The following is a 25,580-nucleotide window of genomic DNA, read 5'->3' as shown; positions in this document are numbered from 1 at the left end:
TTAAGAGAAGCGTTGTCGCAGACAAGACTCGATACGCTATATGCCAGCGCCATCATTCAGGTCGTCTTCATGTAACCCACATTCGCGTTTTAGGCCAAAAAAGCGCGTTTGTTCATCACGCATCCCCGGCTCCAAGCGCTGGGTGGTATGCACATCCCCTACCGACACATAGCCTTGGTCTCGCAAGGGATGATACGGCAAATCATGCTCGCGCAAGTAGTCGTCCACCGCTTGGTTCGACCAATCAACCACGGGTAAGAACTTAAACACTCCATGCTGGACACTGAGTACCGGCAAATTGGCGCGCGAGTCTGACTGCCCTCGGCGCAGCCCCGATAACCAGGTGCCGGCGTTTAGCTCTCGCAACGCGCGCTTCATCGGCTCGACTTTGTTGATGTGATTGTATTGGGTGATCCCCTCCACTCCTTGCTCCCACAGTTGGCCATAACGCGATTCCTGCCAAGCGGGGCTGAGTGCGGCGCGATACACCCGTAAATCCAAATCCAGTCGTGTGGTTAAGGTATCGATAAACCGATAGGTCTCAGCAAACAAGTAACCCGTGTCGGTTAAAATCACTGGAATATCCGGCTTCACCTGGCTGACCAAATGCAGCATCAATGCCGCTTGCACCCCAAAGCTCGATGAGAGGACAAATTGCCCTTCAAGGTGCTCTAACGCCCAGGCGACACGCTCAGGTGCCGAGAGTGCCTCCAAGGTGGCATTCACCTCCGCCAATGCCAAGGCTTGCTGACTTTTATTCATCGCGGCAATGTCAGCTAAGGCTAACGTCGCGTTAGGTTGAACGGTTTCAGGCATAAAAATCCCTCTTAGATACATGCACGGGGGCAATTACCTCGCGGCGGATTAAGAAATCACCAAAGTGCTCACCCGGATCGCGCTCCGTCGCCCAGCGTCCAATCAGTTGATCCAGCTCCTCAAGGATCTGGCGATCGGTAATGTTCTCTTTATACATTTTTGGGATCCGAGTACCTTCCCAATTCCCACCTAAATGCAAGTTGTAACGACCCGGCGCTTTACCCACTAGCCCAACTTCCGAAAGCATCGCGCGGCCACAGCCGTTCGGGCAACCGGTCACACGCAGTACAATCGGATCATCTTGCACTTGATGCTTTTGCTGAATTTTCTCTACTTCCGTGACAAAGTCCGGCAAAAAACGTTCGGCTTCAGCCATCGCCAGAGGACAGGTCGGGAAGGAGACACACGCCATCGAGTTGGTGCGCTGAATGCTGTGCCCATCATCCATCAAGCGGTAGCGGCGCGCTAACGCCTCAATCTCGTCTTTTTGCGCTTCCGGGATCCCCGCGATGATCAGGTTTTGATTGGCGGTCATACGGAAATCGCCCTGGTGGACCTTGGCAATCTCCGCCATACCGGTTTTCAGTGGCTTGTCTGGTGTATCACGCAAACGACCATTTTCGATAAACAGGGCGAGGTGGTATTTACCGTCAATGCCTTTGGTCCAGCCTAAGCGATCGCCGCGTCCGGTAAAGGTATACGGGCGGCTTGGCGCAAAGCTCACCCCAGCGCGCTTTTCCACTTCCGCTTTGAACACATCCGCGCCAACACGGTCAAGTGTGTACTTGGTTTTGGCATTCTTACGATTCGAACGGTTCCCCCAGTCACGCTGGGTCGTCACCACCGCCTCCGCGATCTTCAGTGTGTGCTCAAGCGGAATAAAGCCAAAGTCATCCGCGCGACGCGGGTAGGTGTTGGTATCACCATGGGTCATCGCCAGCCCACCACCAACGAGTACATTAAAGCCGATAAGCTGTCCTTGCTCAGCGATGGCGACAAAATTAAGGTCGTTGGCGTGCACATCGACGTCGTTTTGTGGCGGGATCACCACCGTGGTTTTGAACTTACGTGGCAGATAACGCTCACCCAAAATCGGCTCTTTGTCTTGGCTGCCTTCGACTTTTTCACCGTCGAGCCAAATCTCTGCGTAAGCGCGGGTTTTAGGCAGCAGGTGCTCGCTGATCCGTTTTGCCCAATCATAGGCTTGCTGATGGAGCTCTGACTCCACTGGGTTGGACGTACACAAGACGTTGCGGTTCACATCCCCGGCGGTAGCAATCGAGTCAATGCCATATTCATTCAAGGTCTGGTGCATGAGCTTGATGTTAGGCTTGAGGACACCATGAAACTGGAAGGTTTGTCGGGTGGTCAAACGAATGCTGCCATAGAGCGAACTTTCGCGGGCAAACTTATCAATCGCCAACCACTGCTGGGGCGTGATAATGCCGCCAGGCATCCGCGCACGCAGCATCACGTTGTGCAACGGCTCCAGTTTTTGTTTTTGTCGCTCGGCACGGATATCGCGATCATCTTGCTGATACATGCCATGGAAGCGGATCAGCTGGAAGTTATCATCGGTGAATCCACCAGTGATCGGGTCCGTCAAATCGTCACTGATGGTGCCGCGTAAGAAGTCACTGTCGTCTTTTAGTCGCTCGTTATCGGCCAGTGGGCCCAGTGTATCGCCCTCAAATTTCTGCTCACTCATTAGTACACATCCCTTTGATAGCGCTTATCTTTGCGCAATTCGTTAATAAAGGCTTCCGCTTGCTCACGGCTTTGTTGGCCCTGTGTTTGGGCAATCTCGATTAAGGCTTCATGAACATCTTTCGCCATTTGGTTGGCATCGCCACACACATAGAGGTAGGCGCCGTTTGATAGCCATTGCCACACCGCCTCGGCACGCGCGAGTAATCGGTGCTGAACATAGACTTTCTCAGCTTGATCGCGACTGAAGGCCACATCCATCCGCGTTAACAAGCCAGACTTAAGATATTGCTGCCATTCCACTTGATAGAGGAAATCGTCGGTAAAGGTGCGATCGCCAAAGAACAACCAGTTGTCCCCTTTTGCCTCTCGTTGCTCTCGCTCTTGCAAGAAGGCGCGGAATGGCGCAATGCCGGTACCCGGCCCAATCATAATAATGGGGGTCTCATCACTGGCCGGCAGTTTGAAGTTATCGTTGTGCTCAATAAACACTTTGACCGTCTCGGCCGCCTCAGCACGGTGGGCGAGAAAGCTCGATGCACCACCTTGGCGTGACTCGCCGCTCTCATGCTGATACGCCACCAGCCCCACGGTGAGGTGTACTTCATCTTCCACTTCCGCTTGGCTGGAGGCAATCGAGTACAAACGCGGGGTAAGTCGGCGCAATATCGATTGAAATTGCTCAGCATTTAGCTTGATCTCCGCCAACGTCAACACATCGATAAGCTGGGTGCGATTGGCGAACTCGCGCAATGCGGCTTTGTCTTCCGTCAATGCGGTAAGTGTGTCGCTCTCAGATAACGCTGCCAGCGCACTGACCTGCTGTGGGTTAGAGGCGGTGATCTCATAATGGGCAATTAGCGCGTCTCGCAACGAGAGGCTGTCACCATCGACATCCACGGTTTCATCGCCATGTAGGCCCACCTTGGCTAAGAGGGCATCCGCCAATACCGGATCGTTTTGATACCAGACGCCCAAGGCATCGCCCGGCTGATATTCAATCCCCGACTCATCCAGATCGAACTCAACATGGTAAACCGCTTTGTCTGACCCTCGCCCAGTAATGCGCTGACAGGTGAGTAGCTCGGCCGTGTACGGTGACTGCTTGGAGTATTTTGCCTGAGTCGTGGCGTGATGGAGGGGCACCACTTGCGCATCACCACTGGCCTGAAATTGCTGCTTTACCTCGGCTAAGGTTTGCTCTCGCCACGCGCTGGCGGTCGCTTCATAATCCACATCGCAATCAAGACGAGCGACCATCGGCTTGGCGCCAAGCTTTTGCAAAAAGGCATCAAAGTCCTTCCCTGTCTGACAAAAGTACTCATAACTCGAGTCTCCCAAGCTCAAAACAGCGTAGTGAAGATGATCAAGCTTGGGCGCTTTTTTAGATTGCAAAAACTCATGTAGCTCAATGGCGTTATCGGGCGGCTCGCCTTCGCCATTGGTAGAAGCCACTACCACTAGGTGGGTTTCTTTGGCCAGTTGCTTACCTTTATAGTTATCGGTCGCAGCCAACTTGGCCGAGATCCCTGCCGCCTCGGCCTCCTGATGCAACGCCTCCGCCACGCCTTTGGCATTGCCGGTTTGTGACGCATACAAAATGGTCAGGGTATGGTTGGGGGATGAACTGGCTTGTGTCATGGCATTGGGCGCCGCCGCTTCACCGCTCGGTGTTTGGCTTAGCCCCCAAAAATAGCCACTTATCCAGGCCAGTTGCTGCGGCGACAACTCCGCCACCGCTTGTTGCAACTGGCCGATTTGCTGATCATTGAGCGGGCTGGTTAATCCAGAGAGATCCTTGAGTAACATGGTGACGACATTCCTTGCTAACATTGCATCCTGCTAGCGTAACCTCACCAGTTAATAACGATAAAGAATAGATACGAATGTTTTATAACTTTTTGTAAGATAGGACGTGTAAGATAGGACGCGCAGAGGCGTGTTATTCGGCGGGGAGCGAGAGTCAGTCAGCAATACGCACTTGCTGAAAACCAATTTTCAGCGCGTTCGAGGTCGCTTGATCAATATCGGTAAAGCACTGCTCAATGCCGTCGGCATTGGTGAGCACCATTAAGCCTCCACTGGTATGGCGGCATTCAACCACCCATCCCTCGCTAGCTAACGAGGGCTCAACGACCGCTTCAATCAAAAGCTGCTGACGGTATAATGCACGTAACTGTTCTGCTGTCATGATGGGTTTGCCCACTCATTTACTCACCTATTGAGCTTAGTCTCAGATAAGCAAAGCCGCCACGCATGATGCTTGAAGATATAGAGGCGGCGGTGGAACCACCGCCTCCGCGTTGACGTCCCCCCTGGCTAAAAGAAGCCCAAAGGGTCAATGTCGTAGCTGACTAACAAGTTTTTGATTTGTTGGTAATGACCCAGCATCATTTTATGGGTCTCACGCCCTATCCCTGACTTTTTGTAGCCACCAAAGGCAGCATGCGCCGGATAAAGGTGATAGCAGTTTGTCCAGACCCGCCCTGCTTCAATCGCACGTCCGACACGATAGGCGCGGTTCATATCTCGGGTCCATAATCCCGCCCCTAGCCCATACTCGGTGTGGTTAGCAATCGCCAACGCTTCCGCTTCGTCCTTAAAGGTGGTGACTCCAATTACGGGACCGAAAATCTCTTCTTGGAACACCCGCATATTATTATGGCCTTCCAGTAAGGTCGGCTGTACATAATAGCCACCGCCCAAATCTTGGTGACTACCGCCAATTAACACCTTCGCGCCCTCTTCTTGCCCCACCTTCAAATAGCTCATGATCTTATCGAACTGTTCGTCAGATGCTTGCGCCCCCACTTGGGTCTCGGTATCAAGCGGATTACCTTGTTTAATCATGCCCGCACGTTCAATCACACGTGCGATAAAGTCGTCATAGATACTTTCCTGGATCAACGCACGTGATGGACAAGTGCACACCTCGCCTTGGTTGAAAAAGCCAAGCAACAGGCCTTCGACCGCTTTGTTGATATACGCTTCTTCTTGCTGCATTACGTCTTCAAAATAGATGTTGGGCGATTTGCCACCCAGCTCAACGGTTGAAGGAATGAGGTTTTCTGCCGCACAGCGCAGAATGTGGTGACCGACTGGCGTTGACCCCGTAAACGCGAGCTTGGCAATCCGTGGGGACGTCGCGAGTGCCTGACCGGCTTCGGCGCCATAACCATTGACCACGTTAACCACACCAGCAGGCAATAGATCACCAATCAATTCCATCAGCAGCAAGATGGTGGTTGGGGTTTGCTCCGCCGGCTTTAGCACCACGCAGTTCCCAGCCGCCAAGGCCGGCGCAAGCTTCCATGACGCCATCAGTAAGGGGAAGTTCCACGGAATGATTTGGCCCACTACACCCAGAGGTTCATAAATATGATAAGCCACCGTCCCCGCATCCAGCTCCGCCGCAGTGCCTTCTTGGGCACGAATACAACCCGCAAAGTAACGGAAGTGATCCGCACAAAGCGGAATATCGGCCGCCAAGGTTTCTCGTACCGCTTTACCATTTTCCCAGGTTTCCGCCACCGCAAGCATCTCAAGATTCGATTCAATCCGATCCGCGATTTTTAATAAGACATTGGCACGGTCTGTCACGGAGGTTTTCCCCCATGCGTCTTTCGCACCATGGGCGGCATCCAATGCCAGATCCACGTCTTCGCCACTTGATCGAGGGATCTCAGCAAGGGTTTCTCCGGTACAGGGCGAGGTATTAGCAAAATATTGACCTTTTACCGGCGGTACCCACTCACCACCAATAAAGTTTTGGTAGCGCGATTTAAAATTCACCACTGACCCGTCTGTTCCTGGTTTTGCGTAGATCATACTCTTTCCTCATTCCGTGTTTGAGTCGATAGAGGAGCACGTACTGTCTCTCCTGGCGTTATCGCCCAAAAAGCGTGGCAGAGTTTTTTATCACTGGGTATTAGGCGAAAGTCGCAGTGAGACGTGTGCGACAAAGAGTGAGTCAGCATTTATGGGCATAAAAAAACCGCGCCCAAGCACGGTTTAATAAATAACGCTTTCAACAAAGGAATGTTAGAAATCGAGTTCCGCCCCGACAAAGAAACCGGTCAGATCAAGCTCGCCTTTGTTGTTGTCAAAGTAATCAAAATCATGATCAATCATACGATAACCACCACGCACATTCAGATCAGCGGCCACCAAGCCAAGCTGATAGATCAGCCCAGCCTCGGCATCCAAGGTGCTGGTGCCATCAAATTCGCCTTTGCTTACGGTGGCAAACACATTGAGTGGCGTCCCTACCAAGCCAACACGCGCATCGACATAGATATTAGGCTGCCACTCGTCAAAGCTTTGCCCTTGAAACTTGCCAGATTGGAAACGCTGCATATTAATGCCCGCATCCACTGACACTAGGTCATTATCGAGAAACTCGTAATAGGCAACAAAGTCGATTTGGTCAAAATCAACATCAGGGTTGTCAACACTCACCGAAGTTTGACGGATCTTAGCATTGGGGATCAGCGGAAGTGGGTGCTCGATCGCAGCATAGTAAGAGCCTGAGGTACTTGCGTCATCCGCTTCTACATTATTGACGTCAGCATCCATAAACCAAGCATCCGCCCCTACTTTTCCGCCTGCAAGGGTTGCTGCCTGAGAAGGCACCGCCATCAGCGCGGTTAATGCTGCGGCGGCAAGCGTCATTGAAGTGGTTTTCATGAAACTCTCCACATTGTCGATTAAAAAGGGTCGTCACGCGGAGGCGGCAAAGCCATGCCTTGTCGCCGACTGATTAGAATAATAGCAAGCTTTGTGCCGGGGTGAAGAGAAAAACCCTCAACGACGTGTGTTTGCTGTGCCAACGCGCAAAGTTTGCACGTTTAACGGCGACGGAACCTCGCCCAGCGCTTTTCATTAATGATCACTTCTGCCTGGCCTTTACGGCTGCGACGCTGGCGCTTGACTAACCACACAACCAGGGCGATCACCAACAGCCATGGCAATAGCTTTAACAAGGTGCCAATCATGCCGGCTAACATCATCACAGCAAAGCCAGCCAGCATGGCCAATACCATGCCCATGATGCTCACACCCGTCATGAACAATACAACAGCAAAGCCAATCAGAAAGAGTAGTTCGATCATTGCGATCTCCTTGTCTTGATAGCGATGCAGACTTTGCAGGTTTCAGGCCAATTTGTCACTCTATATATTCTCATTAATTCAATAGACTACAGCGTTGCCTTCACGATAATATGAAGGCGTGGTTAGATTAGCACCAATAATTGGTGCTTTTCACCGGTTCAAGCATCAAGCCATTGCTCAGGGATATGGCTCATTGCGGTGGTGAGTACCTCAACACCCGCGCCCGGTTTGTGCGCATTCTCGCTGATATAGCGGCGCCATTGCCGCGCGCCTGGCATATTTTGGAACAGACCTAACATATGGCGGCTAATGTGGTTGAGTTGCGCCCCTTGAGTGAGCTGCTGTTCGATGTACGGGAACATCGCCTCGACTGCTTGGCGACGTGTAATGCGAGGGGTTGTCTTGCCAAATAAACGCTGATCGACCTCGGCCAACATAAACGGGCTCTGATAGGCTTGGCGGCCGACCATCACCCCATCAAGATGCGCTAGGTGCTGTTCCGCTTCCTCAAGGCTTTTCACCCCGCCATTGATGGCAAGCGTGAGGTGCGGAAAATCTTTTTTAAGCTGATAAACACGCGGGTAATCCAACGGCGGGATCTCCCGATTTTCTTTAGGACTCAGCCCCTTTAGCCACGCCTTACGTGCATGCACGGTAAACATATCACAACCACTCTTTTCACTGACGGTACCCACAAAGTCAGTCAAAAATTCGTAGCTGTCTTGCTCATCAATACCAATGCGGGTTTTCACCGTAATAGGCACATCGGTCACTTCGCGCATGGCAGCCACACACTGCGCCACCAGCTCAGGCTCAGCCATTAAGCACGCCCCAAAACGCCCGTTTTGCACCCGATCCGACGGGCAACCAACGTTGAGGTTAATTTCATCATAACCACGCTCAGCCGCCAGCTTGGCGCATGTTGCCAAGTCCGCCGGATCCGATCCCCCCAGCTGCAACGCCACCGGATGCTCCTGTTCGTTGTAGGCAAGGTAATCGGCCTTACCATGAATGATCGCGCCTGTGGTGACCATCTCAGTAAACAGCAAAGTGTGTTCTGATAGTAAGCGATGAAAATAACGACAGTGGCGATCGGTCCAATCCAACATCGGCGCAACAGAGAAACGCTGCATCACCGTTTTTGGCGTCACATCAGGGCTGGCGGCGGTTTTGCTGGGGTTAGTCATGGTCTCGAATCTCTGCAATTACGTTGAACGACGGTCATTTTCGACAGGCGGACGCGGATTATACACATTGCACCGGTAAGATTTAAGCAGAACAGGTAGGCATTCGAGATTCGAGAGAGAGCCCGATCAGGTAGTGGTATAAAAAGCGTGACATTTTTTGCCCAAGTTGGAGAGAATTGCTTTGTAGAACGGGCAAAAACAAGCGAGAGAGCCGAACGAGGTGCTCTCTCGCAACAAGACTTATTCGATGGTGAATTTGCCTTTCATCACAGTCCAGTGGCCTGGGAATGAGCAGAAATAGGTTAAGTCTTTGCCTTGCAAACCGTCGGTTGAGAAGGTGATGGTGGTGCTTTCGCCGCCGCCAATCAGCTTAGTGTGTGCCAAGATGCGATCGTCGCCTTGTGGCAGATAGTCGTTATCTGCGCCGGCACCGGCGCCTTTCATGGCGATATCTTGCAGGTTAGACGTTTCCGACAGCACCCAGTTGTGGCCCATAGAGGTCACAGGCATTGAGCCTTGATGCTCCAGCGTTAGCGTGACTTCGCTGCAGCTTGCTGGTACGGACAACGATGACTGGTCGTAGGCCATTTTATCGCCGGTGGTGACAGTTAACTCACACTCATTGGCAGCCGCTTGCGTTGAAACAGACGCGAACGCCAGGGCGGCGAGGGCTAACAGTTTTTTCATCGGTACATACTCCTATTATGGATGTAAAGGTATGTTTTTAATGCCTGTGGCACGCTGTCATCATACTGACATGACAGCGCAAAACAGTTAGCCGATTCAAAAATCGACTGATTGGTTTTTATTTTTACTTCTATCATTACTGTAGGGTAACTGATCGCGATCAAGTGATATTAGACTACCTATTTACACTTGTGGCAAAGCGCATAGGATGACGATAGGTGGGGTGCGATGTTATACAGCTATGGTAAGATAACTGACTGACTGTTAGCACTTTGAGGCGCTATGACCAACACCACTGGGTTACTGCACCGCGCACAGCAGCTTTGCGAGCAACGCGGCGTGCGATTAACGCCGCAGCGGACGCGCGTTTACGAGATTATCGCCAACTATTCACGTGCGATCAGCGCCTATGAGCTGCTAGACGAGCTGCGTGAAACAGAGCCACAAGCCAAACCACCAACGGTTTATCGTGCGCTAGACTTTCTGTTAGCGCAGGGGTTTGTGCATAAGGTGGAATCAACCAATAGCTATATCGCTTGTTGTCATCTTGGCCACCAGGGGCACTGCTCCCAACTGCTCATCTGTGATCAATGCGGCACCGTGGAAGAGTGTCACACTGAGGAGCTTTCTGAGGCGTTGCGTGAAAAGGCGCAAACAATGGGGTTTGAGGTCCAACATCACGTGATTGAAACCCATGGTACCTGCGCACAATGCCTAGCTCACTAATACTGAATTGATTAGGACGGACATTCTTTATGGAAGCACAATTCGTCAACCCGTTTCTTACTTCACTGATCAATGTGCTACAGACGATGGCACAGCTGGAAATCCAGCCAGAGAAGCCTCACTTGAAAAAGTCAGAGATCGCCAAAGGGGACGTTTCTGGATTAATTGGCATGGTCGGCCCACAGACTAAGGGCTCCTTTTCCGTCACTTTTGATGAAGATATGGCACTTGAAATCATGCAGCGCATGCTTGGGGAACGCTCGGACTCTATTGATGAAGAGGTGACCGATATGGTCGGTGAAATCACCAATATGGTAACAGGTGGCGCGAAGCGTATTTTGTCGGAAAAAGGCTTTGAGTTTGAAATGGCGACCCCTGTGGTGGTGTCCGGTAAAGGCCATACCATCAACCACAAAAGTGATGGCCCAGTGATCATCATGCCGTTTAAATCTCCGCACGGCACTGCCTTTATCGAAATCTGTTTTGATCACTAAGCGGGCACACTCAATAGCTGAATATCAAGCTTCGCCCCAAAACATAAAAAAACGCCGCGACAGATATCGCGGCGTTTTGCTTCCTCAATCGTGGTTCCGCTCAGCTTAGGCTTGGCGCCACTGCTTAAACGCGTTGATCAGCCCATTGGTAGAGCTATCGTGGCTCTCAACCTGCTGTGCATCACCGAGCTCAGGCAGAATGTTACTCGCCAGCTGTTTACCGAGCTCAACGCCCCACTGATCAAAGCTGAAGATATTCCAAATCACCCCTTGGGTGAAAATCTTGTGCTCATACATGGCAATCAGCGCGCCGAGTGTATAAGGGGTAATTTTCTCCACCAAAATCGAGTTGGTTGGGCGGTTGCCTTCAAACACTTTAAATGGCGCAATCGCAGCCACGTCTTCGGCTGATTTGCCTGCTTGCGTCAACTCAGCTTCGACTTGCTCACGGCTCTTACCAAAGGCTAGCGCTTCCGTCTGGGCGAAGAAGTTCGCCATCAATTTGGCGTGATGATCGCCAATCGCATTATGACTGTGCACAGGAGCAATGAAATCACATGGGATCAACTTGGTGCCCTGGTGAATCAGCTGGTAGAAAGCGTGCTGGCCATTCGTTCCTGGCTCGCCCCAGATGATAGGCCCTGTTTGGTAGTCAACCGGGCGACCGTTGCGGTCGACATACTTACCGTTTGATTCCATATTGCCTTGCTGGAAGTAAGCCGCAAAACGGTGCATGTATTGGTCATACGGTAAAATAGCTTCTGATTCCGCCCCGTGAAAGTTGTTGTACCAAAGACCAATCAGTGCCAACAAAACCGGCATGTTCTGTGCCATCGGCGCGGTTTTGAAGTGATTGTCCATTTGGTGCGCACCATCAAGCAGCGCGACAAAGTTGTCGTAACCTACCCCCAAGCAGATAGATAAACCAATCGCCGACCACAGTGAGTAGCGGCCGCCAACCCAATCCCAGAACTCGAACATGTTGGCGGTATCAATACCAAAATTCGCCACGGCATCGGCATTGGTTGATAGCGCAGCAAAATGCTTCGCCACCTGGGTCTCATCCCCTGCTGCATTCATAAACCAGTCACGCGCCGTGTGTGCGTTGGTCATGGTTTCTTGGGTGGTAAAGGTTTTTGACGCCACCAAGAACAAGGTGGTTTCCGGGTTAAGGCCTTTTAACGTCTCAGCCATATGGGTGCCGTCGACATTAGAGACAAAGTGCAGGTTAAGGTGATTCTTATACGGCGCCAACGCTTCAGTGACCATATAAGGACCCAAGTCTGATCCGCCGATACCAATATTCACCACATCGGTGATCGCTTTACCGGTATAACCTTTCCATTCGCCACTGATCACGCGCTCAGAAAAAGACTGCATCTGCGTCAGTACCGCATTAACCTTAGGCATCACATCTTCGCCGTCAACCATCACAGGCGTGTTGCTACGATTACGTAGTGCTGTGTGGAGAACCGCGCGATCTTCTGTACGGTTGATTTTCTCACCGCTAAACATTGACTCAATCGCTTCAGCGACCCCGGTTTCGTCGGCGAGTGCCAATAACTTGGTCAGCGTTTCTTCGCTGATCAAGTTTTTGGAATAATCCAACAGAATGCTGTCTTCGAATTGCGTTGAGAAGTGGGCAAATCGCTCTGGGTTATCAGCAAACAGATCAGCCAGTGTGTAGTCCTGCGCTTCTTCAAAATGGGCGGTCAGTGATTGCCACGCCACGGTCTGAGTGGGATTCGTTGTCTTTAGCATCATGTCATCCAAATCGCGTTGTGAGTGCTGCTGTGGGTATCACAGCAGGCAAGGATCCTGTATAACGTCAGCACCACCACGCTGTACGCAGCGGTCATTGGTGTAATATTACATAATCATGGCTCGATTCTCACATCTAATCGCGGTGAGTAGGTTGCGATCAATCATAGAATAGTTGGATCGCCTGTGAGCCAACAGCATACGATAAAGATCACAACAAGGATTGCTTATGTGGTATCAAACTGAGATTCGTCTGCGTGCTCGGCCGCGCGGGTTTCACCTGATCACCGACGAGATCGTGCACGCGCTCCCCATGTTGGGCGACATGGATATGGGCATGGTGCAAGTGTTTATCAAGCACACCTCGGCGAGCTTAACCCTCAATGAAAACGCCGACCCGACCGTGCGCCAAGATATGGAGGCGCACTTTAATCACTCAGTACCTGAGCGTGCGCCTTATTATCGCCACACCTACGAAGGGGACGATGACATGCCAGCGCATATCAAAGCGTCATTGTTAGGCGCAAGCGTCACGGTGCCCATCAGCCAAGGTCGGCTGAATTTAGGCACGTGGCAAGGGATTTATCTGGGCGAGCATCGCGATGAGGGCGGCATGCGTACCTTGGTAGTGACCCTGCAAGGCACACCACAAGCCAACGTCTAGTCTCGCTGGCCAGCATGCGTTTAGATAAGGGTGGCGGGGCCTAGCCGGCCGCCCGCTGCTCAGAGGTGGTGGTCAGGTATTGGCGCGGCACTCGGCCGGTCACTTGGCACACGAGCTCATAGCCGATGGTATCGACCAAGCGGGCAACCCGCTCGACGGGAAGCTCGGGGCCCCATAACACCGCCTCATCCCCCACTTTGTCAGTGGCATCTGGCCCTAAATCGACGGTGATCATATCCATCGATACCCGCCCAGCGAGTGGTACTTCGCGGCCATTCAACCAAACAGGGGTGCCATCGGGAGCCAGTCGTGGGTAGCCATCGCCATAACCGATGGCTATCACACCAATCAGCGTATCGCGCTCGCTACGCCAGCGCGCGCCATATCCTACCGGCTCACCGGCTTTTAGCTTGCGAACGGCCATTACCCTTGAGGTTAAGCGCATCGCCGGTTTCAAGCCCAGCTGTTCACCCGTCAGTTCAATCCGCGAAGAAATGCCATATAGGCAAATGCCGGGTCGCACCCAATCAAAGTGACTTTGCGGCCAAAACAAGGTTCCCGACGACGCCGCCAGTGAGCGTTCACCAGGCAGCCCTTCTGTCACCTGTGTGAAGGTGTCTATTTGCGCTTGAGTAATGGGGTTATCCATTTCATCGGCACAACCAAAATGACTGAGAAAGCCGATGTCTGGCGCCACATTGTCACATGCTGTCAGGGCAGAGAGCGCGTCTGGTACTTGGTCCGGCTCGAAGCCTAAGCGATGCATCCCTGAGTCGACCTTTAACCACACGGGTAAAGGCTCACTCAATGACGCGTTAGTCAGCATAGTGACTTGCTCATCACAGTGCACCGTGGCGGTCAGTTGGTGTTCAACCAATAGCGGCAGCTCGTCGGCTTCATAAAAACCTTCCAACAAAACAATAGGCAAGTGTATACCGGCCTGACGTAAGGTCAGCGCTTCTTCAATCCTAGCCACCCCAAAGGCATCGCTATAAGGCGCAAGTGTGGTGGCCACTGACACTAAACCGTGGCCATAACCATCGGATTTAACCACTGTCATCACTTTGCTATTGGAGGCTTTGCGACGCATCACCTGGATGTTGTGTACCATCGCCTCCGGATCGATAACGGCTTTAGCCGCATTAGTCATGATAAAAGGGTTACTCGTCATCAAAAGCCGGTCCTGCATAGTTATCAAATCGCGAATACTGCCCCTGGAAAGTCAGGCGCACGGAGCCAATCGGACCGTTACGCTGTTTACCGATGAGGATCTCGGCAATCCCTTTCATCGCACTTTCCGGGTTATAGACTTCGTCACGGTAGATAAACATGATCAAGTCAGCATCCTGCTCAATCGCACCCGATTCACGCAAATCCGAGTTCACCGGGCGTTTATCGGCGCGTTGCTCCAACGAGCGGTTTAGCTGCGACAGGGCGACCACAGGTACATTGAGCTCTTTGGCGAGCGCTTTCAGCGAGCGAGAAATCTCGGCGATTTCGAGGGTTCGGTTTTCTTGTAACCCAGGCACACGCATTAGCTGTAAATAGTCGACCATGATCATGCTCAGACCGCCATGTTCACGCGCCACTCGACGAGCACGCGAGCGCACATCCGTGGGGGTCAGCCCTGAGCTGTCATCGATGTACATGTTCTTTTTCTGCATCAAGATCCCCATTGATGAGGAAATGCGTGCCCAATCTTCATCGTCAAGTTGACCCGTTCGGATCTTGGTTTGATCCACACGTGATAGCGAAGCCAACATACGCATCATTAACTGTTCGGCCGGCATCTCGAGAGAGAAGATCAGGACCGGTTTATCTTGATCCATCGCCGCGTTTTCACACAAGTTCATGGCGAATGTGGTTTTACCCATTGATGGTCGAGCCGCGACAATCACTAGGTCAGATGATTGCAAACCTGCCGTCTTTTTATTGAGATCGGTAAAGCCAGTCGACACACCAGTGACACCGTCTTGTGGGGATTTGAACAGCTCTTCAATACGCTCAAGGGTTTTACTGAGCACCGAGTCAATATGCTGCGGGCCTTCTGTCTCGCTGGTACGTGACTCGGCAATCGCAAACACCTTGCTCTCCGCCATATCAAGCAAGTCTTCAGAGCTTCGCCCTTGTGTATCATAACCCGCATCGGCAATCTCATTAGCAACACCAATCAGGTTACGGACCATCGCACGTTCGCGGACGATATCCGCATAAGCAACAATGTTCGCTGCACTCGGGGTATTTTTCGCCAGCTCCGCAAGATAGGCAAAACCCCCAATATCATCCAAATGACCGGCTTTTTCTAGATGCTCAGATAAGGTGATCAAGTCAAGCGGCTTGCCCTCATCGAGCAGAGATTTGGTTGATTCGTAAATCAACCGATGGGGGCGGCTATAAAAATCATGACCGACCACTTTCTCCGCAACCGCATCCCAGCGCTCATTGTCGAGCATCAACCCCCCCAAAACCGACTGCTCAGCTTCTATTGAATGCGGCGGCATTTTGAGGTTAGCGACTTGCTGATCTCTTGCGGGTTTACGATTGTCTGCCATAAAAACTCACCTATTGCTAATGGGCATCATTATACCCGCTGTCCTCGCGGGACGCTGCCCTATACGACATTTTTTTCTAAACGCTGAATAAGCACCCTGGATTTTAACGGAAATTTGACCGCCAAGGGCCTCAGGATCCCTAGGATAACGCGCTATAGTTTGAGATAGGTTATCCACGATGAAATCTGCTTATGTCTACCTTGTCGTGACGACACTCTATATGCCTGCCTGTCACGCCGCGAATGCCACGCCATCGCCTTGGGAAAGTGACCTATCCCTTGGCTTACAGCGTCTAAGTGGTAATGCCGACTCGCAAACCATTAACGGCGAAGTGACCGGACAATATGATGCGCAACAGACTCGTTACCAAGCCAGTGTCAGCTTGCTACAAGTAGAGAAAGATGGTGAAGAAGACAAACGCAAAACAGAAGTAGAAACCCAAGCCAACCGAAGTATTAGCGCACAAAGCTATACCTTGCTCAATGCCACGTATGTGGCTGACCGTTACGGGCCTTATTATGACGATTTTATGTTAGCCACAGGGGTTGGGCACCAATGGTGGCAAAGCGACACCCTCAATCTAAGTACCGAAGTTGGGCCAGGTTATCGGTATCAGCGTCCTAATTTGGACGAAATCGATAATGATGATCTGATTATGCCCTATTCCGTCCGGGAGCCCGTTATCCGAGCACAGGCAAAGGGACAGTGGAATATCATTAATACTGTCAGTTTAGAGGGGAGAAGTATCGTGATCTCAGGAGAGAGCAACACGAGCGTCGAAGGCTCGGTAACCTTAGCCTCCACCATTACGGAGAAGCTCGCGATCAAAATAACCAGCAAACACAACTATATGACAGATGTGCCGCCAGGACTGAAGCACCATGACAGTGTATTTACGGTGGGTGTCCGTTACCAATGGTTGTAACATCATAAAAAAAGCCAGCCCGAAGGCTGGCTTTTTATCGAACCATTATTGCGACATTAAGCAGCAACAACGTTCACTTTTACGGTTGCGAAAACGTCATAGTGCAGTTGCACGCTGATGTCGTACTCGCCAGTGTTGCGCAAGGCACCTTCTGGTAGACGAACTTCGTTTTTCGCGATTTCAACGCCCGCTGCAGTCACAGCGTCAGCGATATCACGGGTACCGATAGAACCAAACAGTTTACCTTCATCACCCGCTTTAGAAGCGATTTCAACCGCTTCTAGTGCTTCAACTTTCTCTGCGCGCGCTTGAGCCGCTGCCAGTTGCTCAGCAACTTTTGCTTCTAGCTCAGCACGACGTGCTTCGAAATGTTCAATGTTGGCTTTGGTTGCCATAACCGCTTTACCCTGAGGGATAAGGAAGTTACGTGCGTAACCAGATTTAACAGTTGCCTGATCACCTAGGCCACCCAGGTTACCGATTTTATCAAGTAGAATAACTTGCATTCTTCAATCCTCTCTAACTTGGACAGTTCCGATTACTGATGCTTGTCAGTGTACGGTAGCAGGGCCAGGTAACGAGCGCGCTTGATAGCACGAGCCAGTTGACGCTGATACTTAGCACGAGTACCAGTGATACGGCTAGGTACGATTTTACCTGATTCGGTAATGTAATTTTTTAGAGTCGCTACATCTTTGTAGTCGATCTCTGTGACGCCTTCTGCAGTAAAACGGCAGAACTTACGACGACGGAAGAAACGTGCCATGGGCTTATCTCCTGATCTAAATGTCTATAATGTGGTCGGCATGCAATACCAATTTGCCTTCGCCTTGTCGGCTAGTCTGGTAAGCCAAAAAGCCACTTACCTTGATAGGGCTGCCTAAAGCTAAATGTTGCGTTTGTTGTGTTGACCCTTGCCCACTGACAACCACGGATAAGCGACAAAACACCTGCCGCGATAAGTCAGCTTCTACCTGCGTGGAACGATGCTCTAACACAAAGTGACAGTGCGGGATCCCTGCAGGGCTTTGGCGATGGATAGGCGCTTTACTGATAACACCAGCAAGCTCCAACCGATTGGTCATCACAGCAATTACTCAGCTGCGTTTTCGCCTTCAGCTTGCGCTTCAGCTTGTGCTTCTGGTTTCGCTTCTGCACGCTCTTCGCGCTCAGGGCGATCTTCACGCTTAGCGGTACGCTCTTCTTTAGCCTTCATCATCACAGATGGCTCAGTGATAGCGCCTTTGGTACGCATGACCATGTTACGGATCACTGCGTCGTTGAAGCGGAACACGCTTTCCAGCTCGTCAATCACAGACTGCTCAGCTTCTACGTTCATCATAACGTAATGCGCTTTATGCAGCTTGTTGATTGGGTAAGCCAGTTGACGACGGCCCCAGTCTTCTAGACGGTGGATTTGACCGCCTGCATCTTTAATAGACGCAGTGTAACGCTCGATCATGCCAGCAACTTGCTCGCTCTGATCAGGGTGCACCATGAATACGATTTCGTAATGACGCATTGAGTTGCTCCTTACGGATTAATCAGCTTCCACAATTGGCCCGGTCGTCCAGCGGAAGCAAGGAACGAAAAGAAAAAGACCGAGAATCAGGCGCGAGATAGTACAGAATTGCAGCGGCATAAGCAAACAGATTTTCACCCCATCACTTTTCGACGCGTTTGCCTCGTAAAGATGCGCGAGAACACCTCCTATTTATGTCTGCCAATACCGTCGGTGATCACTAACAGGCATTTTTTAAGATCAACAGTGAGTGGTAACAGTGGCCACGCCATTTCATTCGCATTCAGTTTGACCGCCAAGCGACCCCACTTATTTTTCTAAAAACATAAACTTGCCGATAACATCCTCCGTGATATCGACCTTAAAAACATGACGATTCGCAAATAAATTAAGAAATCAACCCTGCAAGCTGTCAATTATGCGCAATTTTCAACCAGGTTCACGCTATTGATGTACTTATTTTTTACCAATAATTAATTTCTGAACCCGCGCTCAAATTATTGCACGACAGTCTCCATTTCTTGGCACTTATTGCCCAACATAACCGATTCATTACCTAAGCTTGACCATGAATCGACATTTTCATGCGTAAAGGCCGTAATAATCACGCTCGCCAATATGGATAGGCGAGTGAATTCGCTTCAAAAATTTTGGGAGCAAAATATGAAATTGATGACGCCATCGCGTGCCGTCGCGCTAGGTTTGGCGGGGCTTGCGTTAAGTAGCCCCAGCGTGCAGGCTGCGGTTGATTGCCAGCCCCTGAGCAACTGGCAAAACGGGAATACTTACACCAAAGGGGAGCAAGTCAAAGCGGATGATACCGCCTATGAAGCTCGATGGTGGACGCAAGCCAATCCGGCCACCCAGTCTGGGGAATGGAAAGCATGGAAAATCCTCGGCCAATGTGCCGGCAGCGTTAACGAATCGCCCACGGCATCGTTAACGGTTTCGCCTTCCGGCCCGATACAAGTTGGCGACACACTGACCTTCACCCTCTCGGGCACCGACAGTGACGGCACGGTGACCTCATTCGCGCTCTCGCAAGGCGACACCCTATTGTATGAAGGCGCCGAGGCGACCACCATTGACTGGCAAGCCGAACAAACGGGTCGTTTTACGTTTACCCTCACCGTGACCGACGACAAAGGCGCCACCGACACCCAAACATTGCAACAGGTGGTGGGTGATGACCAAACCGGCGGTGATGAGTACGCCTGTCGCCCTGCCGGTTTATATACCACCCCTGATGTCGAGGTGCCGTATTGCTCTGTGTATGACGAAAACGGTCTGGAAGACATGGGGGCCGATCACCCTCGCCGTGTCATCGGTTATTTCACTAGCTGGCGAAACGGTGCCAACGGCCAGCCTGCTTATTTAGTCAGCGATATTCCTTGGGACAAGATCACCCACATTAACTACGCCTTTGCGCACGTGAATGCCGACAACCAACTCTCAATTGGCGATCCCAATGCGCCGGACAATCCAGCGACACAAATGACCTGGCCGGGCGTTGAAGGCGCAGACATGGATCCAACCCTGCCGTACCAAGGCCATTTTAACTTGCTCAACAAGTACAAAAAGCAACACCCCGACGTGAAAACGTTGATTTCTGTGGGTGGCTGGGCCGAAACTGGGGGCTACTTCGGTGAAAACGGCGAGCGCGTCGATAGCGGTGGCTTCTACACCATGACCACCAATGCCGATGGCAGCGTCAACCAAGCAGGCATTCAGGCTTTCACCGACAGTGCCGTCGCCTTTTTACGCCAGTATGGCTTTGATGGCCTAGACATTGATTATGAATACCCATCGTCCATGAAAGACTCTGGCCACCCTGACGATTTCGATTACTCCAACCCACGTCGAGCGCACTTGAATAAATCTTACCAAGTGCTGATGAAATCGCTGCGTGAAGCGCTCGATAAAGCCAGTGCGCAAGATGATAAGCACTATATGTTGACCATTGCCGCACCGTCATCGGGTTACTTATTGCGCGGGATGGAAACCTTCCAAACCACCCAGTACTTGGATTACGTCAACATCATGAGCTATGACCTGCACGGGGCATGGAATGATCATGTTGGCCACCAAGCACCGCTGTACGACACCGGGGAAGACTCCGAACTCAAGCAATGGAATGTCTACCAAACGCCTGAGTTTGAAGGGATTGGCTATTTGAATACCGACTGGGCAGCCACCTACTTTATGGGCGGTATGTCACCCGGCCGTATCAACATCGGCATCCCGTATTACACCCGTGGATTTAAAGACGTGCAAGGCGGCAACAAAGGCCTTTGGGGTCGCGCACCACTGCCAAACCAAAGCGAGTGCCCGGCTGGCACAGGTGTCGGTGAGAAAAACAAATGCGGCAACGGTGCAATCGGGATAGATAACCTTTGGCATGATGTGGACGAGCTCGGTAACGAAGTACCTGCTGGCTCTAACCCTTTGTGGCATGTGAAAAACCTGCTCGACGGCAAACTACCGGCCTATGCCGCGAAGTACGGGCTCGACCCTGAGCAAGATCCTAGCGATCGCCTCACCGGTAGCTATCAAGCTTATTACGATGATATCGCCAAAGCTCCATGGGTTTGGAACGAGGAAAAAGGCGTATTCCTGTCGATGGAAGACGAAACCTCAATGGCCGAAAAGGTCGACTACGTAGTCAATAAGGGCCTAGGCGGGGTGATGTTCTGGGAGCTGGCGGGGGATTATCGCTATGATGATCAGCGTCAAGCCTACTTTATGGGCGATACCCTGACTTCGCTGGCGTACCAAACCTTTAAGCAAGCGGGCAGCGACTACTCACTGCAACGTGGCGATGCCAACTTCCAAGTGCCAAGCGAGCAAGTGGATGTCACCTTTGACGCGCTGAACTTCCCAGTGGGCGATGACAACTATCCTATTCGCCCCACGTTCCGCTTTACCAACCACTCCGATCTGGACTTATCGGGCGCCACCATCAGCTTTGATGTGCCAGTTTCCACCTCGGCCATTTTTAAATCTGACTGGAACGCTCAGAAAAAGCTACGCATGGAAGTGGTCCGTGATAGCAGCAACGCCAGTGGCAACAACATCGGCGGGTTTGATGCCACGCACCATCGCTTTGCCATCACCCTGATTAACGAATGGGGCGGCATTGAGCAAAGCTTTAAGCCGGGTGAAACCTTGGATGCTCAGGTGATGTACTACATGCCGATCACCAACCCGACCAATATCACCATCGAAAAAGATGGCCAGCGCTATGCGGTGAAGCAGGAGTATCCAAGCCTTCCGCCTTCGCTACCCGGTAGCACCAGCCAAAGTGGCGGAGAGTCTCAGTGTCCCGGCGTCGATGTTGCCAGCCTGAGTGCCTATCCCAACTGGCCTAACGGGGGCAACCATGCCAGCGGTGGCGACCAACTTATCTACCAAGAGGCGGTATGGGAAGCCAAATGGTGGACCCAAGCGGCACCCGGTGGTCAAGCTTGGCGCCAAGTCTGCAGCCTCTAATCCATTTCTGGTCTTGAATGCGGGGGCTGCGTGCCCCCGTTAAGGAGTCGTTATGTTCAAGTCTTCGTTCACACAGTTTTCCTGTCGTACCGCCGTGGCCCTTGCGCTGGTCGCAAGCAGTTCACAGGTGATGGCACATGGCTATTTAGACAGCCCCAAAGCACGCCAAGCGATTTGCCATGAGCAAGGGGGCTATTGGTGGCCTTCAGATGGGTCACGAATCCCTAACGCTGCCTGTCGCGCTGCGTTCTTAGAGTCGGGGCACTACCCGTTTGTGCAACACCATGAATCGGCGCAATTGGTGGCGGATTATCGCAATATGGATGCGGTGAAAGCGGCCGTTACCGATGGCAACTTATGTGGTGCCGGCGATCCCAATAAAGCTGGGATCAGTTTGCCCTCACCGGATTGGCAACGCACCGAGGTCACCCCAGATGGCAACGGCCAAATTGATGTACGCTTTCGCGCCACCACACCTCACAACCCAAGCTATTGGGAAATTTATCTCACCAAGCCAGGCTACAACGGCGCGACCGATGCGCTGACGTGGGACGATCTCGAAAAGATCGACACCTTTGGCGACCTGCCCATTGTGATCGGCGATGACGGAAACCGGTATTACGAGATGACCGTGACCCTGCCCGCCGATCGTCAAGGTGACGCCATTCTCTATAGCCGTTGGCAACGCATTGATCCGGCCGGTGAAGGCTTCTACAACTGTGCCGACATCACCATCACTCCCAGTCAGACAGCGCCTACCCAGTGGCACGAGCTGGGCTACTTTGTCCCACATCCACAAATGGCAGCATTGGGCGATCGCGTGCGTGCCCGCTTGCACAACCGCCAAGGCCAAGAAGTGGTAGATGTCACACTCACCCTGACGGATCAAAATGTGGCGAATTGGCCACACGCGCTGGCCAGCCTTATCGAACAGCAGGCCAATGAGCCTTTGCGTATCGGGGTGATGAGCAACGGTGAGATCCAGTTTAATGCCGATGACGTGGTGCAAAACCAAGTCTTTAGCCATCACGATAGCTATAGCTTCAACCTGTCGGTGATCCCGGCTACCGACGAACCCACCAGCAACCTGCCCGCATGGAGCGCTTCAGAAGTCTATGTGGCCAAGGATCGCGTGCGCTACGGCGACAACATCTACCAAGCAAAATGGTGGACACGCAACGAGCAACCCGGCGCTGCCCTTGTTTGGCAACGCGTGACACAATAAGGAGAAAACATGAAGCCAATGACCCTACTCTCTCTGGCGATTGCTGGGGCACTGGGTGCCAGCCACGCCGTGGCGGCCCCCTCAACCCCAAGTTTGGACTGGAAGCCACAAAACTATTCTTTTGTTGAAGTCGACGAATATGGCCGCGGATCGTACAAAGATCTGGTGCAACGCGTGGACGAAGTCCAAATTGAAATTAAATGGAATGCGTGGTCTGGTGACGGTGGCGATAGCTACAAGGTGTACTTTGACGATCAGGTGGTCAATCAAGGCACCTTACCGGCAGGCACTCAGTCCGGCACGGTCACTTTCCCCTATGACAAAGGCGGTCGTCACCAGCTTAAACTCGCCTTGTGTGAAGGCGGCGTGGATGGCCAGTGCGCGACCAGTGCCGCTAAACCCATCGTGATCGCAGACACCGACGGTGTCCACCTTGACCCACTGCCGATGAATGTCGACCCCAACAACAATGACTACCCCAAACAGCCTGATACCGTAGTGGGGGCATACTTTGTCGAATGGGGCATTTATGGCCGTAACTTCGATGTTAGTCAGGTGCCCGCGGGTAACCTCACCCACATCTTATATGGCTTTATCCCCATTTGTGGCCCCAATGAGTCATTGGGAAGCATCGAAAATGGCAACAGCTTGCGCGCGCTCGAGCTCGCCTGCCAAGGCTCAGAAGACTATGAAGTGGCGATCCATGATCCTTGGGCAGCGATTCAGAAAAAACTGCCCGGCACACCGGCCAAAGATCCGATTGGTGGCACTTATGCGCAAATGATGGCGCTCAAGCAGCGCTACCCGGATCTGAAAATTCTCCCATCCGTAGGCGGCTGGACCTTATCAGACCCCTTCTATGATTTTACCGATAAAGCCAACCGTGACGTCTTTGTTGCCTCGATGAAAGAGTTCCTAAAAACCTGGAAGTTCTATGACGGGGTCGACATTGACTGGGAATACCCAGGCGGTGGCGGTGCCAACCCAGATTTGGGCAACCCAGATCAGGACAGTCAAGCCTATGCTGCATTGATGCGTGAGCTGCGCGCGATGCTGGATGAGCTCGAAGCCGATACCGGCCGTGAGTACCAACTCACCTCGGCCGTCGGTGCCGGTTATGACAAAGTGGCCAATGTCGATTACAGTGCCAGCGCACCGTACATGGATTACATTTTTGCCATGACCTACGACTTTTTCGGGGCGTGGAATAATGTCACCGGCCACCAAACCGCCATTTACTGCGGCAGCCATATGAGTGCCGATGAATGTGATGGTACTGGCGTCGATGATAACGGCGAGCCCCGAAAAGGCCCGGCTTACACGCTCGATAATGGCGTGCAATTGATGCTAGAAAGCGGCGTGCCACCAGAAAAAATGGTGATCGGTACCGCGATGTACGGGCGTGGTTGGGAAGGCGTTTTCCCTGCCAATGCGACCGATCCTAGCAACCCGATGACCGCCCCCGGTAACGGCCCCATCAAAGGCAGCACCGCTGACGGTATTTGGGAAGCCGGTGTGATTGACTACAAAGGGATCGTGAAATCGATGCTCGGCAGCACGGGTAACGGTATCAATGGCTTCCAAACCGGCTATGATGAGCAAGCCGAAGCGGCGTATGTGTGGAACCCAGACAACGGCAAGCTAGTCACTTATGACACCCCCCGCTCGGTCAAAGCCAAAGGCCAGTATGTGCGCAACCACAACTTCGCCGGTTTGTTTGCATGGGAAATTGATGCCGACAATGGCGATATTCTCAATGCCATGCACGAAGGCTTAGCGCAGGATGGGCAGCCGCCGGTTAATAGCGCCCCCACCGTCACCCTTGCGCAACAAAGCTATACGCTGGCGCCTGGAGCGTCGCTAACCATTGCTGCTAATGGGCGCGATCGGGATGACGATGCCCTGACCTATCGCTGGCAAGGCGATGCGGCGTTGGCCCTGACCAATAGCGACACGGATTCGGTCACAGTAACCGCCCCCGATGTGAGTACCAGCACCGATTATTCCCTATCGGTGACGGTGTCGGATGGCCAAGCTAATGCCGAGGCCAGCGCCATCATTAAGGTGGTGGTACCGGGTGAAAACCAAGCCCCTACTGTGGCACCTATCGCCCCAGTTAGCCTAAAAAGCGGTGAGCAAACCCGCGTGACGGTTGAGGCGAACGATCCCGATGGCGATACACTGAGCTACGCCTACCGTGCATCCGGTGATCTGGCCGTATCAGGGACAGGCAACCAGCTGACGCTCACTGCGCCCACCGTGACTGAGAATCGCGACTATGTGGTCACGGTCGAGGTCAGCGATGGCGACAAAACCACGCAAGCGCAATTCACGGTAACGGTGACGCCGGCCAGTGGCTTGCCAGCGTGGGATGAAAACACCGTGTACGTTGGCGGCGATCGCGTGATGCATCAAGGGGTTGAGTATCGCGCCAAATGGTGGACCAAAGGCCAGCGCCCAGACCAAGGCGGCCCATGGGAGCGCGTCGGGGATAGCCAAGCCAACCAAAGCAGTGAATGGCAAGCGACCGTCGCTTATTCCGGCGGCGCTGAAGTTGAATACAATAGCCAACGCTACCAAGCCAAGTGGTGGACGCAAGGCGACAAGCCGGGCAGCGCCGCAGTCTGGCAATTGCTGTAACGAACTGCTTTTCCTCCCAAATAAAAAACGCCCCAAGCTGGGGCGTTTTTCTTCAACGGTGAACAAGAGACACT

At 52.4% G+C, this 25,580-nt stretch carries 23 protein-coding genes and 1 pseudogene; 8 read left to right on the top strand and 16 right to left on the bottom strand.

From position 1 onward, the window contains the following. Window positions 1-36: 36 nt before the first annotated feature. The 9 genes from BUQ98_RS12445 to azu all read right to left on the bottom strand — a co-directional run bounded on the left by BUQ98_RS12445 (window position 37) and on the right by azu (window position 9,508). Window positions 37-816 carry a phosphoadenylyl-sulfate reductase gene (locus BUQ98_RS12445; RefSeq protein ID WP_074214102.1) on the bottom strand — a complete coding sequence of 260 codons (780 nt, stop codon included), beginning with the start codon at window positions 814-816 and terminating at the stop codon, window positions 37-39. Then, window positions 809-2,524: an assimilatory sulfite reductase (NADPH) hemoprotein subunit gene (gene cysI, locus BUQ98_RS12440; RefSeq protein WP_074214101.1), complete on the bottom strand. Its 1,716-nt coding sequence runs from the start codon at window positions 2,522-2,524 to the stop codon at window positions 809-811. The genes BUQ98_RS12445 and cysI overlap by 8 nt, the downstream gene beginning before the upstream one ends. Beyond that, window positions 2,524-4,332: an assimilatory sulfite reductase (NADPH) flavoprotein subunit gene (locus BUQ98_RS12435; protein WP_074214100.1), complete on the bottom strand. Its 1,809-nt coding sequence runs from the start codon at window positions 4,330-4,332 to the stop codon at window positions 2,524-2,526. The genes cysI and BUQ98_RS12435 overlap by 1 nt, the downstream gene beginning before the upstream one ends. 154 nt (window positions 4,333-4,486) lie before the next feature. Then, window positions 4,487-4,714 carry a thymidylate kinase gene (locus tag BUQ98_RS12430; RefSeq protein WP_074214099.1) on the bottom strand — a complete coding sequence of 76 codons (228 nt, stop codon included), beginning with the start codon at window positions 4,712-4,714 and terminating at the stop codon, window positions 4,487-4,489. A 128-nt stretch (window positions 4,715-4,842) separates the two neighbouring features. Beyond that, on the bottom strand, window positions 4,843-6,351 hold the full coding sequence (locus tag BUQ98_RS12425) for an acetaldehyde dehydrogenase ExaC (RefSeq protein ID WP_074214098.1): 1,509 nt from the start codon (window positions 6,349-6,351) through the stop codon (window positions 4,843-4,845). 213 nt (window positions 6,352-6,564) lie between these two features. After that, entirely contained in the window at window positions 6,565-7,209 is a 645-nt protein-coding gene (locus BUQ98_RS12420) for a TIGR04219 family outer membrane beta-barrel protein (RefSeq protein ID WP_074214097.1), read from the bottom strand. A gap of 161 nt (window positions 7,210-7,370) precedes the next feature. After that, window positions 7,371-7,634, bottom strand: coding sequence for an envelope stress response protein PspG (gene pspG, locus BUQ98_RS12415; protein WP_074214096.1), 264 nt, complete (start codon window positions 7,632-7,634; stop codon window positions 7,371-7,373). A 158-nt stretch (window positions 7,635-7,792) separates the two neighbouring features. After that, on the bottom strand, window positions 7,793-8,821 hold the full coding sequence (gene dusA / locus BUQ98_RS12410; RefSeq protein WP_074214095.1) for a tRNA dihydrouridine(20/20a) synthase DusA: 1,029 nt from the start codon (window positions 8,819-8,821) through the stop codon (window positions 7,793-7,795). Window positions 8,822-9,061: 240 nt separating this feature from the next. Further along, on the bottom strand, window positions 9,062-9,508 hold the full coding sequence (gene azu / locus BUQ98_RS12405; protein WP_074214094.1) for an azurin: 447 nt from the start codon (window positions 9,506-9,508) through the stop codon (window positions 9,062-9,064). Between the two features lie 282 nt (window positions 9,509-9,790). On the opposite strand from azu, the gene zur reads away from it, so the two are divergent. Continuing rightward, window positions 9,791-10,234, top strand: coding sequence for a zinc uptake transcriptional repressor Zur (gene zur, locus BUQ98_RS12400; RefSeq protein WP_074214093.1), 444 nt, complete (start codon window positions 9,791-9,793; stop codon window positions 10,232-10,234). A gap of 29 nt (window positions 10,235-10,263) precedes the next feature. Beyond that, window positions 10,264-10,728 carry a chemotaxis protein CheX gene (locus BUQ98_RS12395; RefSeq protein ID WP_074214092.1) on the top strand — a complete coding sequence of 155 codons (465 nt, stop codon included), beginning with the start codon at window positions 10,264-10,266 and terminating at the stop codon, window positions 10,726-10,728. Between the two features lie 105 nt (window positions 10,729-10,833). On the opposite strand, the gene pgi is transcribed toward BUQ98_RS12395, so the two are convergent. Next, window positions 10,834-12,489 (bottom strand): glucose-6-phosphate isomerase, encoded by a 1,656-nt coding sequence (gene pgi, locus BUQ98_RS12390; RefSeq protein ID WP_074214091.1) that lies wholly within the window; start codon window positions 12,487-12,489, stop codon window positions 10,834-10,836. 229 nt (window positions 12,490-12,718) lie between these two features. On the opposite strand from pgi, the gene BUQ98_RS12385 reads away from it, so the two are divergent. Beyond that, entirely contained in the window at window positions 12,719-13,153 is a 435-nt protein-coding gene (locus BUQ98_RS12385) for a secondary thiamine-phosphate synthase enzyme YjbQ (RefSeq protein WP_074214090.1), read from the top strand. Between the two features lie 40 nt (window positions 13,154-13,193). Here BUQ98_RS12385 and alr read toward each other — a convergent pair whose 3' ends face one another. After that, window positions 13,194-14,324 (bottom strand): alanine racemase, encoded by a 1,131-nt coding sequence (gene alr, locus BUQ98_RS12380; protein WP_074214089.1) that lies wholly within the window; start codon window positions 14,322-14,324, stop codon window positions 13,194-13,196. Then, window positions 14,314-15,705, bottom strand: a complete 1,392-nt coding sequence (locus BUQ98_RS12375) for a replicative DNA helicase (RefSeq protein WP_074214088.1) — start codon at window positions 15,703-15,705, stop codon at window positions 14,314-14,316. Before BUQ98_RS12375 ends, alr begins: the two co-directional genes overlap by 11 nt. Before the next feature lie 178 nt (window positions 15,706-15,883). Here BUQ98_RS12375 and BUQ98_RS12370 point away from each other — a divergent pair, with 178 nt between their 5' ends. Beyond that, window positions 15,884-16,630 carry a DUF481 domain-containing protein gene (locus tag BUQ98_RS12370; protein ID WP_074214087.1) on the top strand — a complete coding sequence of 249 codons (747 nt, stop codon included), beginning with the start codon at window positions 15,884-15,886 and terminating at the stop codon, window positions 16,628-16,630. 56 nt (window positions 16,631-16,686) lie between these two features. Here BUQ98_RS12370 and rplI read toward each other — a convergent pair whose 3' ends face one another. Genes rplI through rpsF form a run of 4 tightly spaced genes read right to left on the bottom strand, consistent with a single transcriptional unit; the run spans window position 16,687 to window position 18,152 of the window. Continuing rightward, the gene (gene rplI, locus BUQ98_RS12365; protein WP_074214086.1) at window positions 16,687-17,136 is read right to left on the bottom strand and encodes a 50S ribosomal protein L9; all 450 of its coding nucleotides are present in this window, start codon (window positions 17,134-17,136) and stop codon (window positions 16,687-16,689) included. Window positions 17,137-17,168: 32 nt separating this feature from the next. Next, window positions 17,169-17,396 carry a 30S ribosomal protein S18 gene (gene rpsR, locus BUQ98_RS12360; protein ID WP_021023493.1) on the bottom strand — a complete coding sequence of 76 codons (228 nt, stop codon included), beginning with the start codon at window positions 17,394-17,396 and terminating at the stop codon, window positions 17,169-17,171. Window positions 17,397-17,412: 16 nt separating this feature from the next. Further along, on the bottom strand, window positions 17,413-17,715 hold the full coding sequence (gene priB, locus BUQ98_RS12355) for a primosomal replication protein N (protein ID WP_074214085.1): 303 nt from the start codon (window positions 17,713-17,715) through the stop codon (window positions 17,413-17,415). An 8-nt stretch (window positions 17,716-17,723) separates the two neighbouring features. Then, complete coding sequence (rpsF, locus tag BUQ98_RS12350) at window positions 17,724-18,152, bottom strand: 30S ribosomal protein S6 (protein ID WP_074214084.1); 429 nt, start codon at window positions 18,150-18,152, stop codon at window positions 17,724-17,726. Between the two features lie 663 nt (window positions 18,153-18,815). Here rpsF and BUQ98_RS12345 point away from each other — a divergent pair. The 4 genes and pseudogenes from BUQ98_RS12345 (at window position 18,816) to BUQ98_RS17270 (ending at window position 25,506) form a co-directional block, all read left to right on the top strand. Then, entirely contained in the window at window positions 18,816-21,641 is a 2,826-nt protein-coding gene (locus BUQ98_RS12345) for a glycosyl hydrolase family 18 protein (protein ID WP_074214231.1), read from the top strand. A gap of 52 nt (window positions 21,642-21,693) precedes the next feature. Next, complete coding sequence (locus tag BUQ98_RS12340) at window positions 21,694-22,866, top strand: lytic polysaccharide monooxygenase (protein WP_083605283.1); 1,173 nt, start codon at window positions 21,694-21,696, stop codon at window positions 22,864-22,866. Between the two features lie 9 nt (window positions 22,867-22,875). Further along, window positions 22,876-24,864, top strand: a pseudogene (locus BUQ98_RS12335) (glycosyl hydrolase family 18 protein); the annotation flags it as partial. 66 nt (window positions 24,865-24,930) lie between these two features. Continuing rightward, entirely contained in the window at window positions 24,931-25,506 is a 576-nt protein-coding gene (locus BUQ98_RS17270) for a carbohydrate-binding protein (RefSeq protein ID WP_371515121.1), read from the top strand. Window positions 25,507-25,580 lie beyond the last annotated feature (74 nt).

The organism is Salinivibrio sp. ES.052 (assembly GCF_900141775.1).
Classification (GTDB): domain Bacteria; phylum Pseudomonadota; class Gammaproteobacteria; order Enterobacterales; family Vibrionaceae; genus Salinivibrio.
Note: the sequence above shows the minus strand (reverse complement) of the source record. Positions and strands in the feature narration are given on the sequence as shown.